Raw genomic sequence first — 13,909 nt, forward strand, 5'->3', positions numbered from 1 at the left:
AGCGGGCCGACCGCCGGACGATCTCCCGGAACTGCGTCGAGTTAGCCGAGGCTGCAAGTTTACCGAGAGTTTAGACGCCTTACCAAGAATTAAGATGCTCCGGCGGGTCGATTTGTGGCGTTCTCTTTCTGCGCGGCACTGTCGGATGTGCCGTTTCAACACGGCTCCCGGGAGCGCAAGACTATGCGGAAACTTATCCTCGCCGGCATCATGACGTTGGCCCTGCCCGTCGCTGCCTTCGCCCAGACCTCGGGCACGGATGCCACCACCACGCCGGCGGCGACCGCCCACAAGACAGTTCATCACACGGCTCACCACCGTGCGCACACCACCAAGCATGCCAGGAAGCATGCCCGGACCCACAAGAAGACCAGCTCGACGATGGCGGCGCCGTCGTCCAACCCCGTGAACTGATCGCTTCTCTCCCCCTTCCAGCGATCGTTCATGAAACCCCGGCGTCGGGCCTCGGCGCCGGGGTTCTTTCCAGCGAGCTCGACGACGGCCGTGCGCCGTCGTCCACCCGAGTGACCTGATCGCATCTCTCCCCCTTCCAGCGATCAGTCACAAAACCCCGGCGTCGGGCCTCGACGCCGGGGTTCTTTTTATTCAGCGATCAGCCGCAGTGAAGGGCGTCCGCCTCAGCGGATGCTCTCGGCCAGCAGCTGGTTGCGAATCTCGACATGCGGATAGCCGGTCACGGTGGCGGAGCGACCGATACGGCCGGTGTCGCCCGGCACCACGACGGTCCAGGCTTCGGTCGGGGTCTGCAGCCGGAACGAGGTCATGCCGCCCATATGGCTGACGCCGTCGACATGGCCGGTCACCGTGATCGGCGTGTCGGTGGCGTACTCGCGCGGATCGCCGGGCGCCGGCCCGCTCGGCATCGCCGTCACCGCCGGGTGCCGCGGCTGCACGCCGCCCTGCACCACATAGGGCTGCTGCATCCGGGTGTTGGGGTCGACCGGATAGGTCAACGGCTCGGCCATCACCGGGGCCGGCGGCGGGGCGACAACCGCGGGCGGCGGCCGCATGATCGCCGTCGGTGCCGGCTGCACGATCATCGGTGCCGGCGCGGGGGCGACGACCGTCGGGGCCGGTGACGGCACGATCACGGTCTGGGCCATGGCCGGCGCTGCGATCAGCAGCGCGGCCAGGGCGGCGGCAGACGCCGCATGGACAGTCTTGGCCATGTCTCTGCTCTCCGTCTTTCAGGGCGCCCGAGCACGACGAACCCTTGCGCGACGCGGCCCGATCATGGGCGCGCCCGCCTCGCCGGCGCAGGACGCCAGCCTCTATCCTCCTAATAACGCCCGGAATCCGGATTCGGTTCACCGAGCCAGTCGCGCAGCACCGAGTCGCCGTCGGCGCCGCACACCGGCGGGGCGTGGCGATAGCTGACCGGCGTCTCCGACAGCCGGATCGGGCTGCCGATCAGGGCGACCGGTTCCGGCGCCAGCGGATGCGGCATCTCGATCCGCATGCCGCGGGCCACCACCTGCGGGTCGGCGAAGACCTGGTCGATGGTGTTGATCGGGCCGCACGGCACCTGCCGGGCCTCCAGCGCCTCGAGCCAGAAGCCGCGCGTCTTCCCGGCGATCAGCCCGGCGATGATCGGCACCAGCACCTCGCGGTTGCGCACCCGCGCCTGGTTGGTGGCGAAGCGCGGGTCGGCCGCCAGCTCCGGCCGGCCGGCGACGGCGCAGAACTTGGCGAATTGCGGATCGTTGCCGATCGCCAGGATCAGGTACTCGTCCTCGGCCCGGAACGCCTGGTAGGGGACGATGGTCGGGTGGCCGTTGCCGGTGCGCGGCGTCGGCACGCCCGAGGTCAGGTAGTACTGGCCGGCATTGGACAGCCAGGCCACCTGGGTGTCGAGCAGCGCCAGGTCGACCATCTGGCCGCGCCCGGTGCGGCGGCGGTGGTCGAGCGCGGCGAGGATGCCGATGGTGGCGTAGGTGCCGGTCATCAAGTCGGCGATGGCGACGCCGACCTTCATCGGCTCGCCGTCGACCGGGCCGGTCAGGCTCATGATCCCACCCATGGCCTGGACCAGATAGTCGTAGCCGGCCCGCGCGGCATAGGGGCCGGTCTGGCCGAAGCCGGTAATCGAGCAGTAGACCAGCGCCGGGAACTCGTCCTTCAGATCGTCATAGCCGAGGCCGTAGCGGGCGAGGTCGCCGAGCTTGTAGTTCTCGACCAGCACGTCGGCCTCGGCCACCAGCCGGCGCAGCAGGGCGCGGCCGTCTTCCTGGGTGAAGTCGATGGCGATCGACCGCTTGTTGCGGTTGGCACTGAGGTAATAGGCGCTCTCGCTGGTGTCGGCGCCGTGCGCATCCTGCAGGAAGGGCGGGCCCCATTTCCGCGTGTCGTCGCCGACGCCCGGCCGCTCCACCTTGACCACGTCGGCGCCGAGGTCGCCCAGGATCTGGGTGGCGCTGGGGCCGGCCAGGACCCGGGTCAGGTCGAGCACCTTGAGGCCGGCCAGGGCGCCGGCGGGGCTGTCGGTCATTCTCGGGGACTCCTCCTTGAGGCCTTCTGGTTAGCCCAGGCGGGGCGGGGCCGCAATCGGCCCGGACCTCGATGGACCATGACCCCAGGTTAAGACCTTCCTCCTTTTTGGCAGGGGCGTATCGGTGGTATAGGCCATAGCCTTGGGCTCCGAAGAAGAGCCAGCCCAACAGGGGGACACAAGATGCAAGGCTTCTCCAGGGTTCTCGTCCGCAGCCTGCTGGCGGCAGCGCTGCTGGGCGGGATGTCGCAGATCGCCGCGGCCGAGATGGTGCTGAACGCCGGCAACAGCCAGGAGCCGGAATCGCTCGACATCCACAAATCGTCGGGCGTCAGCGAGGCGAACGTCCAGAACGACCTGTTCGAAGGCCTGCTGACCCAAGACGCCAAGGCGCAGCCGATCCCGGGCGCGGCCGAGAGCTGGACCGTCTCCGACGACGGCAAGACCTACACCTTCAAGCTGCGCGCCGACGGCAAATGGTCGGACGGCTCGCCGGTGACGGCGGGCGATTTCGTCTTCGCCTGGAAGCGCCTGCTGGATCCGAAGACGGCCAGCCCCTACGCCTATTTCATCGACCAGGTGGTCAACGCCAAGGACATCCGCCTCGGCACCAAGCCGGCCGACACGCTCGGGGTCAAGGCGGTCGACGACCACACCCTCGAGGTCACGCTGGTCGGGCCGACGCCGTATTTCCTGTCGACGCTGACTCACCACGCCACCTTCCCGCTCAGCCAGGCCAATCTCGCGAAGTTCGGCGACGAGTGGGTCAAGCCGGGCAACATGGTGTCGAACGGCGCCTACATGCTGGCCGAGGCGGTGCCGCAGTCGCATGTGAAGCTGGCCAAGAACCCCACCTTCCACGACGCCGCCGGCGTCAAGATCGACACCGTCAACTACTTCGTGACCGAGGATGTCGACGCCGAGCTGCAGCGCTTCAAGGCCGGCGAGCTGGACTACACCTACACTCTGCCGAACCAGCAGATCCCCGAGCTGAAGCAGACCATGGCGGACGAGGTGCGGATCGTCCCCTACATCGGCACCTACTACTACACGGTCAACCTGACCCATGAGCCGTGGAAGAGCCATCCGGAGCTGCGCCACGCCCTGTCGCTGGCGATCGACCGCGACGTGATGGTCGGCAAGATCACCCAGGGCGGCGAGCTGCCGGCCTACACCTTCGTGCCGCCGGGGATGAGCAATTTCGCCGCCTGGACGCCGAAGGAGGCGGGGGAGACCCAGGCCCAGCGCGACGCCGAGGCGAAGCAGCTGTTCGCCAAGGCCGGCTACGGCCCGGACAAGCCTTTGGCGGTCGAGATCTCCTACAACACCTCCGAGAACCACAAGAAGATCGCCGTCGCCATCGGCGCGATGTGGAAGCAGAAGCTCGGCATCGACACCACCCTGACCAATCTCGAATGGGGCACGATGCAGAGCGCGCTGCGCAAGAAAGAGTACAAGGATATCGGCCGCACCTCCTGGATCGGCGATTTCGACGACCCCAGCAACTTCCTCGACCTGTTCCGCAGCACCGCCGGCGAGCAGAACTACCCGTCCTATGCCAGCCCGGACTACGACAAGCTGATGGATGCGGCGGTGGCCGAGGCCGACCTGGCCAAGAGAGCTCAGATCCTGGCCCAGGCCGAGCAGCTGTTCCTGGGCGAGCAGGCGATCATCCCGATCTACTACTACACCAGCAAGCGGATGCTCTCGACCAAGGTGAAGGGCTGGCAGGACAACGTCCTGGACAACCATCTCAGCCGCTGGCTGACGGTCGAACGGTAAGCCGTTTCCGAGCCGTCGGATCAGGCCCCGCCTCCCACCCTGAGGCGGGGCCTTCCGTTTCAGCCCTTCCAGAACGGCCGCAGCGCCTCGCGGTCGGCGGTGCTGCGCTCCAGGCCGAGGTCGCGCAGCTCGTGGTCGCTCAGCGTCCACAGCCGCGGGCGGGTGCGGGACCGGCGCAGCCACAGCGCGACCAGGTGCATGAGGCTCCCGGCGAAGCCGGGACGAGCGGCGACGGTCCGACGCTCGAAGGCGTAGGTCGACATGGTGTCTCTTCTGCAGATGGAAGGGCTGCGGACCGGGCCGGCTAGCGGCGCAGGCCCCAATGCGCGCGCAGCTCCTGGTTGAGTTCGACCGCGCGTTCTTCCGGGAAGAACAGGCGCGCGCCTTTCAGCTCGACCCGCCGGCGGGTGCCCGGGATCGTCTCGGCCAGCCAGTGCGACCATTTCACGTCGAAATAGATGTCGTCGGTACCCCAGACGATCAGCGTCGGCGCCGTCAGGCGCCGCAGCCGGTCCTCGATCGCCAGCGTGTGCCGGCTGTCGAAGGCGGCGAGGAAGCGCCGGAAGTCGTCGGTGCGCGTGTCGCTGCGCACCAGCGGCCGCAGACAGGCGTCGATATCGTCGTCGGTCACCCGTTCCGGATGCTCGTAGGCCGGGCCGAGAGCCTGGGCCGAGCGGTAGACATCCTTGTCCGCCAGCATCGCGTCCAGCGCGCCGCGCAGGCCGCCGGACGCCGCTAGCGCCAGGAACGGCTTGAACGCCTCGGGCGGCCAGTTGTCATGCGCGTCGCAGTCGGTCAGGGTCAGGCTGCGCACCCGCTCGGGGTTCGAGGCCGCGAAGATCTGGGCGATGCCGCCGCCACTGTCATTGCCGACCAGGTCGGCCTGATCGATGCCGAGCGCATCCAGGAATTCGCGCAGCATCACCGCATTCGCGGTCACCGACACGTCCTGGCCGGGCGCGATCTCGGTGTCGCCATGGGCCAGCAGGTCGATGGCGATGCAGCGGCGGATGTCCGACAGCTGCGCCAGCTGATGCCGCCACAGATGGCCGTTCAGCAGCACGCCGTGGACGAACAGGGCCACCGGCCCTGCGCCCGCCTCGGCATAGGCGATGCTGCCCGACGGCGTGGCGACGCGGCGCTTCTCGAGCACCGGTTCCGGGGAGCGCATCGCTTACTCCCCGCCAGCGGTCGCGGCGTTGGCCTCGCCCAGCGCCCGGGCGCAGTCGTCGCAGCACACCTCCACCGTCTGGCCGCCGATCGTAACCTTGATCGTCTCGGCGTCGAGCTCGCAGTCGCAGGCCGCGCAGGTTCTCTCGCTCATGGGGCTTCTCCGGTTCCGCCCGATGTCCGGGCAGGGACAGAAGACGCTTTCGCCGGGTCGGCCGCTGTCGGAATCTTTAGGGACTTGCAGGCCCGGTCAGCGCAGGCGGACGGAGCGCTGGAACTCCGCCGGCGTCTTGCCATAGGCCTGGCGGAAGGCGGCGCTGAAATGGCTGTGGCTGGAGAAGCCGAGATCGAGGCCGAGCGCGGTCAGGTCGTCGTGTCGGCCCAGCAGGTCCAGCGCCCGGGCCAGCCGCAGGCGCAGCTGGTAGCGGTACAGCGGCATGCCCTCGACCTGCCGGAACACCTGGGTCAGGTAGACCGGCGAGACGCCGACCTCGGCCGCGATCTCGGCCAGGGTCCAGCGCCGCGCCAGGTCGGCGGACAGCGCAAGCTTGGCCCGGTCGACCAGCTTTTGCAGGCTGCGGCTGGCCCCGGCCTGGTGCGAGGTGCGCTCGCCGATGGCGCGCCGCACCAGGGTCAGCGCCAGGGTCTCCGCCTCCAGCGTCTCGGCCGCGTTCCGCCTCAGGCTGTGCCGCAGCAGCGCCACCAGCGCCTGGCTGCGGGCGTCGATGCGCAGCCGCTGCGGGCGGAACGCCGTCGCGGCGCCGTCCTGCAGCAGCGCCTGCGGCGCCAGCTCGCGCAGCAGCGCGTCCTCGACCACCAGGTCCAGGCAGGAATCGCCGCCTTCGACCGGGTGGCTGATCCGATAGCCCTCGGCCGGGTTGAAGAACAGCACCTGGTTGGCCTCGGCCACCGCGTCATCGGTGCCGAGATGGCGGACGAAGACGCCATGATAGGGGAACACCAGATGGGTGGCGCGGGCGCATTCCTCGGCGCTGCGGTGCCGGCACGCGCCGTCGCAGGCGACGTCGCGGATGGCGACGATCTCCGTCTGCAGCAGGGTTTCGGCCGAGATATCCGTCATCGGGCTGCGGCGGGTGCCGCCTCCGGCAGGGCGAGGGCTCGTTCGCCCACCATACCCTGCCGGGCCGGCATCAGGCGAGGCTCAGCCGCGCCAGAACGGCTTCCGCGCCTCGACCGCAGCGTCGCCGCGGTCGAGGCCGAGGTCGCGCAGCTCATGGTCGCTCAGCGCATCGAGCTGGCGTCGGGTCCGCGCGCGCCGCAGCCACAGGCCGAGGATCTGCCGCAGCCCGGCGAAGGCCACGGGATGGGGCAGGGCAGAGCGAGGAACGCGGCGCTCGACAACGCGCGTCGACATGGAGGGTCTCCTGATGGCCCGCAGCCGGCGGGGCACGATGCCCCTGCCGCAATTGCGGGATTGCATTCGCAGATTGCTCCGGGCATGATGTCGGTGCAATCACAGTATTGCTCTCGGAGCAATTTAGATGCTGGATGATTTCCGCCGCATTGCCGATGCCGTCGCCGGCGAGATCGCCTCGGGGCAATTGCGCCCGGGCGACCGGTTGCCGCCGCAGCGCGACTTTGCCTATCGCCGCGGCATCGCCGCCTCCACCGCCGCCCGGGTCTATGCCGAGCTGACCCGGCGCGGGCTGGTGTCGGGCGAGGTCGGCCGCGGCACCTTCGTCCGCGCCGCGGCGGCGGTGCCGGCCTCGGTGCTGGCCGAGCCCTGGCAGGCCCCGATCAACCTCGAATCCAGCTTCCCGATCCTGCCCGGCCAGCCGGCGATCCTGGCGCAGGGGCTGCAGGCGCTGCTGCGGCCAGATGCGCTGGGCCTGGCGCTGCGGGCGGTGCCGGCGGCCGGCACCCCGGCGGCGCGGGCAGTGGCGGCATCGTTCCTGGCTGAGGCCGACTGGTCGCCCGAGCCGGCGCGGGTGCTGTTCGCCGGCAATGGCCGCCAGGCGATCGCGGCGGCGCTGTCGGCGCTGGCGCCGGTCGGCGGCCGGGTCGGGGTCGAGGCGCTGACCTATCCGGTGATCAAGGGCGTCGCCGCCCGGCTCGGCATCGCGCTGGTGCCGATCGCCATGGATGCCGAAGGGCTGCGGCCGGACGCGCTGGAGGCCGCGCACCACACGGCACCCTTGCGCGGGGTCTATCTGCAGCCGGTGCTGCACAACCCGCTCGGCCTGTCGATGACGCCGGGCCGGCGGGTGGATCTGGCGGCGCTGCTGCAGCGGCTCGACCTGGTCGCGATCGAGGACCGGGTGTACGGCTTCCTGGCCGACGAGGCGCCGCTGGCGGCACTGGCGCCGGAGCATGCGATCGTGATCGACAGCCTGTCCAAGCGCCTCGCGCCCGGCCTGACCCTGGGCTTTGCGGTGTCGCCGCGCGCTCTGGTCGAGCGCATGGTGGCGGCGATCCGCTCCGGCCCCTGGAGCCCGGGCGGCCTGGCGCTGGAGGCGGCGTCGCGCTGGATGGCCGACGGCACGGTGGCGACGCTGGTGGCCGAGAAGCGGCAGGACGCCCGCACCCGGCAGGCGATCGCCCGGGCGGCGCTGGACGGGCTGGAGATCCAGGGCGATCCGCGCGCCTATCATCTCTGGCTCGAATTGCCGGAAGGCTGGCGGGCGGAGGCCTTCGCCGCCGCCGCCGCCCGCAAGGGCATCGCCGTGACGCCCGGCCCGGCCTATGCCACGGGGCCGGGTCACGCGCCGGCCGCGGTGCGCCTGGCCCTGGCCTCGCCGTCGCCCGAGGTGCTGCGCGAGGCGCTGGAGACCCTGGCCCGGCTGGCGCGGACCGAGCCGGACCAGATCGCGGTGGATTAGAGGGTCGGCGGCGCCCCGAACTGCAACGCGTCCAGGGCGCCCTGCAGGATCCAGGCCGCCGCCGCCGTGTCCACCGCCTTGGCGCGCTTCTTCCGGGTGACGTCGAACTCGATCATCTGGCGCTGCACCGCCGTGGTCGACAGCCGCTCGTCCCAGAAGGCGATCGGCAGCTCGCGCAGCTTCAGCAGGTCCTTGGCGAAGGCGCGCACCGACTGGCAGCGCGGCCCCTCGCTGCCGTCCATGTTGACCGGCAGGCCGATCACCAGCCCGGCGACGCCGCGGTCGTCGACGATGCGCAGCAGCTCCTGCGCATCCGGCGTGAACTTGGTGCGGCGGATGGTGCCGATCGGCGAGGCCAGCGACAGGCCAGGGTCGGACACCGCCATGCCGATGGTCTTTTCCCCGAGATCCAGCCCGATCAGCCGCCCGCCGGGGGGCAGCAGGGGCTTCAGGTCGCGAAGATTGCAGACCGCCATATCGGGTGATACCTTCCGCGCCGTTTTCCGTTGGCCTTCCCCGCGGTTCCGGCCCCATGCCGGCCCGGTTCGGCCTCCGATCCCCGGAGATGACTACGACATGTCGCTCGACAGAGCCACCGTCGCGAAAATCGCGCATCTGGCCCGTATCCGCCTCGACGAGGCGGAGCTCGATTCCATGACCGGCGAATTGTCCGGCATCCTGGACTTCGTCGAGCAACTGGCCGAGGTCAACACCGACGGGGTCGAGCCGATGACCAGCGTGGCGCAGCAGGGGCTGCGGCGCCGGCCGGACGAGGTGACCGACGGCGGCTATCCCGAAAAGGTGCTGGCCAACGCACCCTCGGCCAAGGCCGGGTTCTTCACCGTGCCGAAGGTGGTCGAGTGATGTCGAAGCCGACCCATCTGACCCTCGCCGGCGCGCGCGACGCGCTGAAGAGCCGCGAGATCTCCTCGGTCGAGCTGACCACGGCGCATGTCGCCGCGGTCGAGAGCCTGCGCGGGCTCAACGCCTTCGTCACCGAGACGCCGGACAAGGCGATCGAGATGGCCAAGGCCTCCGACGCCCGGCTCGCCCGCGGCGAGGGCGGCTCGCTGGAAGGCCTGCCGATCGCGATCAAAGACCTGTTCTGCACCGAGGGCGTGCGCACCACGGCCGGCAGCGCCATCCTCGGCAACTTCGTGCCGCCCTATGAATCGACCGTCACCAGCCATCTGTGGCGCGACGGCGCGGTGATGCTGGGCAAGCTGAACATGGACGAGTTCGCCATGGGCTCGGCCAACATCACCTCGGCCTTCGGCAATGTCGAGAACCCGTGGCGGCGGCAGGACGGCAGCAACGCCAGGCTGGTGCCGGGCGGCTCCTCCGGCGGCTCGGCGGCCTCGGTCGCGGCGCGCATGACGCTGGCGGCGACCGGCACCGACACCGGCGGGTCGATCCGCCAGCCGGCCGCCTTCACCGGCATCGTCGGCATCAAGCCGACCTATGGCCGCTGCTCGCGCTGGGGCGTGGTCGCCTTCGCCTCCTCGCTCGACCAGGCCGGGCCGATGGCGCGGACCGTGCGGGACGCGGCGATCATGCTGCGCTCGATGGCCGGCTTCGACCCGAAGGATTCGACCAGCGTCGATATGGCGGTGCCCGATTTCGAGGCGGCGCTGACCGGCGACATCCGCGGCCTGAAGGTCGGTATCCCGAAGGAATACCGGGTCGACGGCATGCCGGCGGAGATCGAGCGCGTCTGGAGCCGAGGCGCCGAGTGGCTGCGCGCGGCGGGGGCGGAGATCGTCGAGGTCTCGCTGCCGCACACCAAATACGCGCTGCCGACCTACTACATCGTCGCCCCGGCCGAGGCCTCGTCCAACCTGGCGCGGTATGACGGCGTGCGCTACGGCCTGCGCGAGACCGGCAACAGCCTGAACGAGCTGTACGAGAACACCCGCGCCGCCGGCTTCGGCCGCGAGGTGAAGCGCCGGGTGATGATCGGCACCTATGTGCTGTCGGCCGGCTATTACGACGCCTACTACACCAAGGCGCAGAAGCTGCGGACGCTGATCGCCCGCGACTTCACCGAAGCGTACAAGCGCTGCGACGTGATCCTGACGCCGACGGCGCCAAGCACCGCCTTCGCCATCGGCGAGAAGCAGGACGACCCGATCGCGATGTACCTCAACGACGTGTTCACCGTGCCGGCATCGCTGGCCGGGCTGCCGGGCCTGTCGGTACCGGCCGGCCTCGGCGACGACGGGCTGCCGCTCGGGCTGCAACTGCTCGGCCGGCCGTTCGACGAGGAGACGCTGCTGCGCGTCGCCGAGGTGATGGAGCAGGCGGCCGGCTTCACCGCCCTGCCGCAGACCATCTCTTAGTTGTGACCGGCTTCGTCATCCGCCAGCTCGGCCCCGCGGATGCCGCGGCCTATCGCGAGATCCGGCTGGAGGGGCTGGAGCGCCATCCTGAGGCGTTCGGCTCGACCTATGAGGCCGAAGCGGCGCTGTCGCCGGAGGAGTTCGTCCGGCGCGTGGTCGAGGTGCCGACCTTCGCCGCCGAGCGCGACGGCCGGCTGCTTGGCCTCGTCGGGCTGGCGCGGGAGAGCGGGGTCAAGCGCCGCCACCGCGGCACGCTGATCCGGATGTATGTGCGGCCCGAAGCGCGCGGCAGCGGCGCCGCCGACGCGCTGGTCGAGGCGGTGCTGGACCACGCCCGGTCGGAAGGCCTGGATGCGGTGCTGCTGGCCGTGATCACCGAAGCCGAGCCGGCCCGCCGCCTCTATGAACGGCACGGCTTCAAGGTCTATGGCGTCGAGCCCGGCGCGCTGCGGATCGGCGACCGCGCTTATGACGACGAGCTGCGCATCCGGTTCCTGTAAGTCTCGGCTGCAATTGCCACACACCGTCATGGCGAGCCCGGCAGGGACGTGGCCATCCAGACTGTCGCCAATACGTGCCGCGGCTGAAGGACTGGATGGCCACGCTTCGCTCGCCATGACATGTTGGGTCATGTGCCTGCTCTCTGAAGCAAGCGGCATGATCACCGGGTCCTGATCGCCCGCCGGCCGCAGGACATTTGACGCAGGCCTGCGCGCTTGCGCCGACGCCTTGGCCGCCGCAAAGATCGCAGCTCATCGTCCAAACCGCTCCGCAACGGGAGAGTGCCGTGCCCTTGAAGCTCCACACCGTGATCTGCAGCACCCGGCCGGCCCGGATCGGGCCGGTGGTCGCCTCCTGGTTCCAGGAGATCGCCGCCGCCCACGGCAAGTTCGACGCGTCGCTGGTCGACCTCAAGGATTTCGACCTGCCGGTGTTCGACGAGCCGGAGCATCCGCGGATGCAGCGCTATGTGCATGAGCACACCAAGCGCTGGGCCGCCAGCGTCAGCGCCGCCGACGCCTTCGTCTTCGTCACGCCGGAATACAATTTCGGCCCGCCGCCGGCGCTGTTGAACGCGCTGAACTACCTGTACCTGGAGTGGAACTACAAGCCGGCCGGTTTCGTCAGCTATGGCGGCGCGTCGGGCGGCATGCGCGCGGTCCAGGCCGAGAAGCTGACTCTGACCACGCTGAAGGTGGTGCCGCTGACCGAGGCGGTGGCGATCCCGATGGCCTGGAATTCGGTGGCCGATGGCAAGCTGAACCTCCCCGAGGGCCAGGCCAAGGCCGCGACCGCGATGCTGGACGAGCTGGCCCGCTGGGCCGAGGCGCTGAAGCCGCTGCGGGCGAAGTAAGGGGCCGCGGCTCGACCCTCACCCCGCATGGATCCATAGGATCTCCGCCTCGAACGGCCCATCCGAGAGGACGGCATGCGGGGTGCGGGCATCGAAATAGAGGCTGTCGCCGGCGGCCAGGCGGAACGGCGCCTCGCCGGCGAAATGCATCGTCACCGCGCCGAACAGGACGAAGAGGAACTGCTGGCCCTCATGCTGGTCCAGCGGGCCGTAGTCGAGCAGCGTGCGGGCCTTGACCCGGGCGCGCACCGGGGTGATGCGCTTCTCCGCCAGATCGGCGGCCAGCAGCTCGTGGCTGTAGCTGCGGGTCTCGTGCCGCGGCCCGGTGCCGGCCTTGGTCAGGCTGCGGGCCGCCGCGGCCGGCCGGGCGTCGCCGAACAGCCCGGCCAGGTCGACGCCGAAGCCTTGCGACAGCTTCAGCAGCACCTCGACCGTCGGCGACATCCGGCCGTTCTCGATCTTCGACAGGGTCGACTTGGCCAGGCCGGTCTGCTCGGATGCCGCCTCCAGCGTCCAGCCGCGGGTCCGGCGCAGCGCCTTCAGCCGCGGGCCGAGGCTCTGGGGCGCGTCATTGTCCATGCGCGGCAGCTAAGCATGCGCCGCCGCGTCCCGCATCTGTTTCCGATCGGAAAATCCTGATTGCGAAGCCACGGGCGGCGGCGTAGGAGTCGGGAAACTCCGGGCAGGGTGCGGTCATGGCGGACAGCTTCGACGTGGTCATCATCGGCGGCGGCGCCATCGGCAGCGCCATCGCCTGCTTCCTGATGCTGGAGCCGGGCTTCGACGGCACGGTCGCGGTGGTCGAGCGCGACCCGACCTACCGCACCGCCTCCTCCGCGCTTTCCGCCTCCTCGATCCGGCAGCAATTCTCCACCCCCTTCAACGTCGCGGTCTCGCGCTTCGGACTGGAGGTGCTGAAGCACCCCGAGCGCTGGCTCGAAGTCGAGGGCGAGGTGCCGGATTTCGGCTTCCACGAAAAGGGCTACCTGTTCCTCGCCACCCCGGCCGGGCTGCCGGTGCTGCAGGCCAACCACGACATGCAGGTGGGCGAGGGCGTCGCCGTCGACCTGATGGCGCCGGACCGGCTGGCCGAGCGCTTCCCCTGGCTGAATGTCGACGGGCTGTCGGCCGGGTCGCTCGGCCTTGCCGGCGAAGGCTGGTTCGACGGCTACAGCCTGCTGCAGGCGTTCAAGCGCAAGGCCCGGTCGCTCGGCGCCACCTATGTCACCGACACCGTCATCGGCATCGACCGGGCCGGCGGCCGGGTCACGGGGGTGACTCTGTCGGACGGCCGCCGCATCGGCTGCGGCACGCTGGTCAACGCCGCCGGGCCGCAGGCCGGCAAGGTCGCGGCGCTGGCCGGCATCGAGCTGCCGGTCGAGGGCCGCAAGCGCTGCGTCTTCGTGTTCGACTGCCGGCAGACGCTCGATGGCTGCCCTTTGGTGATCGACCCCAGCGGCGTCTGGTTCCGGCCCGAGGGCAACCTGTTCATCTGCGGCGCCCCGCCGACGGGCGAGGACCCGGACACCGAGGACCTGACGGTCGACCATGGCCTGTTCGACGAGATGATGTGGCCGGCTTTGGCCGAGCGGGTGCCGGCCTTCGAGAGCCTGAAGGTGGTCAATGCCTGGGCCGGCCATTACGAGATGAACACGGTCGACCACAACGCCATCATCGGGCCGCATCCCGAGCTGCCGAACCTGATCTTCGCCAACGGCTTCTCCGGCCACGGGCTGCAGCAGTCGCCGGCGGCCGGCCGCGGCGTGGCCGAGCTGATCGCCCATGGCGGCTTCCGCAGCCTCGACCTGTCGCCCTTCGCCTTCACCCGGATCCTCGAGAACCGGCCGATCGTCGAGCTGAACGTGGTCTGACGCGCGACCGGCCTGTAGCATCGGGCCGGCAAGCATACGGAGGA

17 protein-coding genes are annotated in these 13,909 nt (G+C 70.0%); 8 read left to right on the plus strand and 9 right to left on the minus strand.

What is annotated here, in order from left to right; all coding sequences use genetic code 11:
* The first annotated feature begins 183 nt into the window (after positions 1-183).
* Positions 184-414, plus strand: coding sequence for a hypothetical protein (locus tag QFZ27_RS12275; RefSeq protein ID WP_429226675.1), 231 nt, complete (start codon positions 184-186; stop codon positions 412-414).
* 224 nt (positions 415-638) lie between these two features.
* On the opposite strand, the gene QFZ27_RS12280 is transcribed toward QFZ27_RS12275, so the two are convergent.
* Complete coding sequence (locus tag QFZ27_RS12280) at positions 639-1,190, minus strand: hypothetical protein (RefSeq protein WP_429226677.1); 552 nt, start codon at positions 1,188-1,190, stop codon at positions 639-641.
* Positions 1,191-1,300: 110 nt separating this feature from the next.
* On the minus strand, positions 1,301-2,509 hold the full coding sequence (locus QFZ27_RS12285; RefSeq protein ID WP_429226678.1) for a CaiB/BaiF CoA transferase family protein: 1,209 nt from the start codon (positions 2,507-2,509) through the stop codon (positions 1,301-1,303).
* Between the two features lie 183 nt (positions 2,510-2,692).
* Between QFZ27_RS12285 and QFZ27_RS12290 the strand changes: the two genes are divergently transcribed.
* A complete protein-coding gene (locus tag QFZ27_RS12290; RefSeq protein WP_429226679.1) occupies positions 2,693-4,291 on the plus strand; it encodes a peptide ABC transporter substrate-binding protein in 1,599 nt (532 codons plus the stop codon).
* A 59-nt stretch (positions 4,292-4,350) separates the two neighbouring features.
* Here the strand turns inward: QFZ27_RS12290 and QFZ27_RS12295 are convergent, their stop codons facing one another.
* The 5 genes from QFZ27_RS12295 to QFZ27_RS12315 all read right to left on the minus strand — a co-directional run bounded on the left by QFZ27_RS12295 (position 4,351) and on the right by QFZ27_RS12315 (position 6,836).
* The gene (locus QFZ27_RS12295; protein WP_429226680.1) at positions 4,351-4,554 is read right to left on the minus strand and encodes a DUF1127 domain-containing protein; all 204 of its coding nucleotides are present in this window, start codon (positions 4,552-4,554) and stop codon (positions 4,351-4,353) included.
* Positions 4,555-4,595: 41 nt separating this feature from the next.
* Positions 4,596-5,462 carry an alpha/beta fold hydrolase gene (locus QFZ27_RS12300; RefSeq protein WP_429226681.1) on the minus strand — a complete coding sequence of 289 codons (867 nt, stop codon included), beginning with the start codon at positions 5,460-5,462 and terminating at the stop codon, positions 4,596-4,598.
* A 3-nt stretch (positions 5,463-5,465) separates the two neighbouring features.
* Positions 5,466-5,615: a hypothetical protein gene (locus tag QFZ27_RS12305; protein ID WP_429226682.1), complete on the minus strand. Its 150-nt coding sequence runs from the start codon at positions 5,613-5,615 to the stop codon at positions 5,466-5,468.
* Between the two features lie 96 nt (positions 5,616-5,711).
* On the minus strand, positions 5,712-6,542 hold the full coding sequence (locus tag QFZ27_RS12310; RefSeq protein ID WP_429226683.1) for a helix-turn-helix transcriptional regulator: 831 nt from the start codon (positions 6,540-6,542) through the stop codon (positions 5,712-5,714).
* Positions 6,543-6,623: 81 nt separating this feature from the next.
* On the minus strand, positions 6,624-6,836 hold the full coding sequence (locus QFZ27_RS12315; protein ID WP_429226684.1) for a DUF1127 domain-containing protein: 213 nt from the start codon (positions 6,834-6,836) through the stop codon (positions 6,624-6,626).
* A gap of 127 nt (positions 6,837-6,963) precedes the next feature.
* Between QFZ27_RS12315 and QFZ27_RS12320 the strand changes: the two genes are divergently transcribed.
* Positions 6,964-8,301, plus strand: coding sequence for an aminotransferase-like domain-containing protein (locus tag QFZ27_RS12320; RefSeq protein WP_429226685.1), 1,338 nt, complete (start codon positions 6,964-6,966; stop codon positions 8,299-8,301).
* Here QFZ27_RS12320 and ruvX read toward each other — a convergent pair.
* Positions 8,298-8,777, minus strand: a complete 480-nt coding sequence (gene ruvX, locus QFZ27_RS12325) for a Holliday junction resolvase RuvX (RefSeq protein ID WP_429226686.1) — start codon at positions 8,775-8,777, stop codon at positions 8,298-8,300. The two genes, QFZ27_RS12320 and ruvX, sit on opposite strands and share 4 nt — an antisense overlap.
* A gap of 100 nt (positions 8,778-8,877) precedes the next feature.
* Here ruvX and gatC point away from each other — a divergent pair, with 100 nt between their 5' ends.
* From gatC to QFZ27_RS12345, 4 genes are all read left to right on the plus strand, one after another.
* Complete coding sequence (gene gatC, locus QFZ27_RS12330) at positions 8,878-9,165, plus strand: Asp-tRNA(Asn)/Glu-tRNA(Gln) amidotransferase subunit GatC (protein WP_034839555.1); 288 nt, start codon at positions 8,878-8,880, stop codon at positions 9,163-9,165.
* Positions 9,165-10,640, plus strand: coding sequence for an Asp-tRNA(Asn)/Glu-tRNA(Gln) amidotransferase subunit GatA (gene gatA / locus QFZ27_RS12335; protein WP_429226687.1), 1,476 nt, complete (start codon positions 9,165-9,167; stop codon positions 10,638-10,640). Before gatC ends, gatA begins: the two co-directional genes overlap by 1 nt.
* Before the next feature lie 2 nt (positions 10,641-10,642).
* Positions 10,643-11,140 (plus strand): GNAT family N-acetyltransferase, encoded by a 498-nt coding sequence (locus QFZ27_RS12340; RefSeq protein ID WP_429226688.1) that lies wholly within the window; start codon positions 10,643-10,645, stop codon positions 11,138-11,140.
* Positions 11,141-11,427: 287 nt separating this feature from the next.
* Positions 11,428-11,994 carry an NADPH-dependent FMN reductase gene (locus QFZ27_RS12345; protein ID WP_429226689.1) on the plus strand — a complete coding sequence of 189 codons (567 nt, stop codon included), beginning with the start codon at positions 11,428-11,430 and terminating at the stop codon, positions 11,992-11,994.
* A gap of 18 nt (positions 11,995-12,012) precedes the next feature.
* Here the strand turns inward: QFZ27_RS12345 and QFZ27_RS12350 are convergent, their stop codons facing one another.
* The gene (locus QFZ27_RS12350) at positions 12,013-12,573 is read right to left on the minus strand and encodes a helix-turn-helix domain-containing protein (protein ID WP_429226690.1); all 561 of its coding nucleotides are present in this window, start codon (positions 12,571-12,573) and stop codon (positions 12,013-12,015) included.
* Positions 12,574-12,689: 116 nt separating this feature from the next.
* Here QFZ27_RS12350 and QFZ27_RS12355 point away from each other — a divergent pair, with 116 nt between their 5' ends.
* Positions 12,690-13,865 carry an NAD(P)/FAD-dependent oxidoreductase gene (locus QFZ27_RS12355; RefSeq protein WP_429226691.1) on the plus strand — a complete coding sequence of 392 codons (1,176 nt, stop codon included), beginning with the start codon at positions 12,690-12,692 and terminating at the stop codon, positions 13,863-13,865.
* Positions 13,866-13,909 lie beyond the last annotated feature (44 nt).

The sequence above is a fragment of the Inquilinus ginsengisoli genome (genome assembly GCF_050434925.1).
GTDB lineage: Bacteria > Pseudomonadota > Alphaproteobacteria > DSM-16000 > Inquilinaceae > Inquilinus > Inquilinus ginsengisoli_B.

Bases quoted from the DNA above. Each gene is read 5' to 3' on its own strand.
- gatA (WP_429226687.1), top strand. From the start codon at position 9,165: ATGTCGAAGCCGACCCATCTGACCCTCGCCGGCGCGCGCGACGCGCTG.
- QFZ27_RS12350 (WP_429226690.1), bottom strand. From the start codon at position 12,573: ATGGACAATGACGCGCCCCAGAGCCTCGGCCCGCGGCTGAAGGCGCTG.
- QFZ27_RS12285 (WP_429226678.1), bottom strand. From the start codon at position 2,509: ATGACCGACAGCCCCGCCGGCGCCCTGGCCGGCCTCAAGGTGCTCGAC.
- QFZ27_RS12300 (WP_429226681.1), bottom strand. From the start codon at position 5,462: ATGCGCTCCCCGGAACCGGTGCTCGAGAAGCGCCGCGTCGCCACGCCG.
- QFZ27_RS12320 (WP_429226685.1), top strand. From the start codon at position 6,964: ATGCTGGATGATTTCCGCCGCATTGCCGATGCCGTCGCCGGCGAGATC.
- QFZ27_RS12310 (WP_429226683.1), bottom strand. From the start codon at position 6,542: ATGACGGATATCTCGGCCGAAACCCTGCTGCAGACGGAGATCGTCGCC.
- QFZ27_RS12275 (WP_429226675.1), top strand. From the start codon at position 184: ATGCGGAAACTTATCCTCGCCGGCATCATGACGTTGGCCCTGCCCGTC.
- ruvX (WP_429226686.1), bottom strand. From the start codon at position 8,777: ATGGCGGTCTGCAATCTTCGCGACCTGAAGCCCCTGCTGCCCCCCGGC.
- QFZ27_RS12280 (WP_429226677.1), bottom strand. From the start codon at position 1,190: ATGGCCAAGACTGTCCATGCGGCGTCTGCCGCCGCCCTGGCCGCGCTG.
- QFZ27_RS12355 (WP_429226691.1), top strand. From the start codon at position 12,690: ATGGCGGACAGCTTCGACGTGGTCATCATCGGCGGCGGCGCCATCGGC.
- gatC (WP_034839555.1), top strand. From the start codon at position 8,878: ATGTCGCTCGACAGAGCCACCGTCGCGAAAATCGCGCATCTGGCCCGT.
- QFZ27_RS12305 (WP_429226682.1), bottom strand. From the start codon at position 5,615: ATGAGCGAGAGAACCTGCGCGGCCTGCGACTGCGAGCTCGACGCCGAG.
- QFZ27_RS12290 (WP_429226679.1), top strand. From the start codon at position 2,693: ATGCAAGGCTTCTCCAGGGTTCTCGTCCGCAGCCTGCTGGCGGCAGCG.
- QFZ27_RS12295 (WP_429226680.1), bottom strand. From the start codon at position 4,554: ATGTCGACCTACGCCTTCGAGCGTCGGACCGTCGCCGCTCGTCCCGGC.
- QFZ27_RS12315 (WP_429226684.1), bottom strand. From the start codon at position 6,836: ATGTCGACGCGCGTTGTCGAGCGCCGCGTTCCTCGCTCTGCCCTGCCC.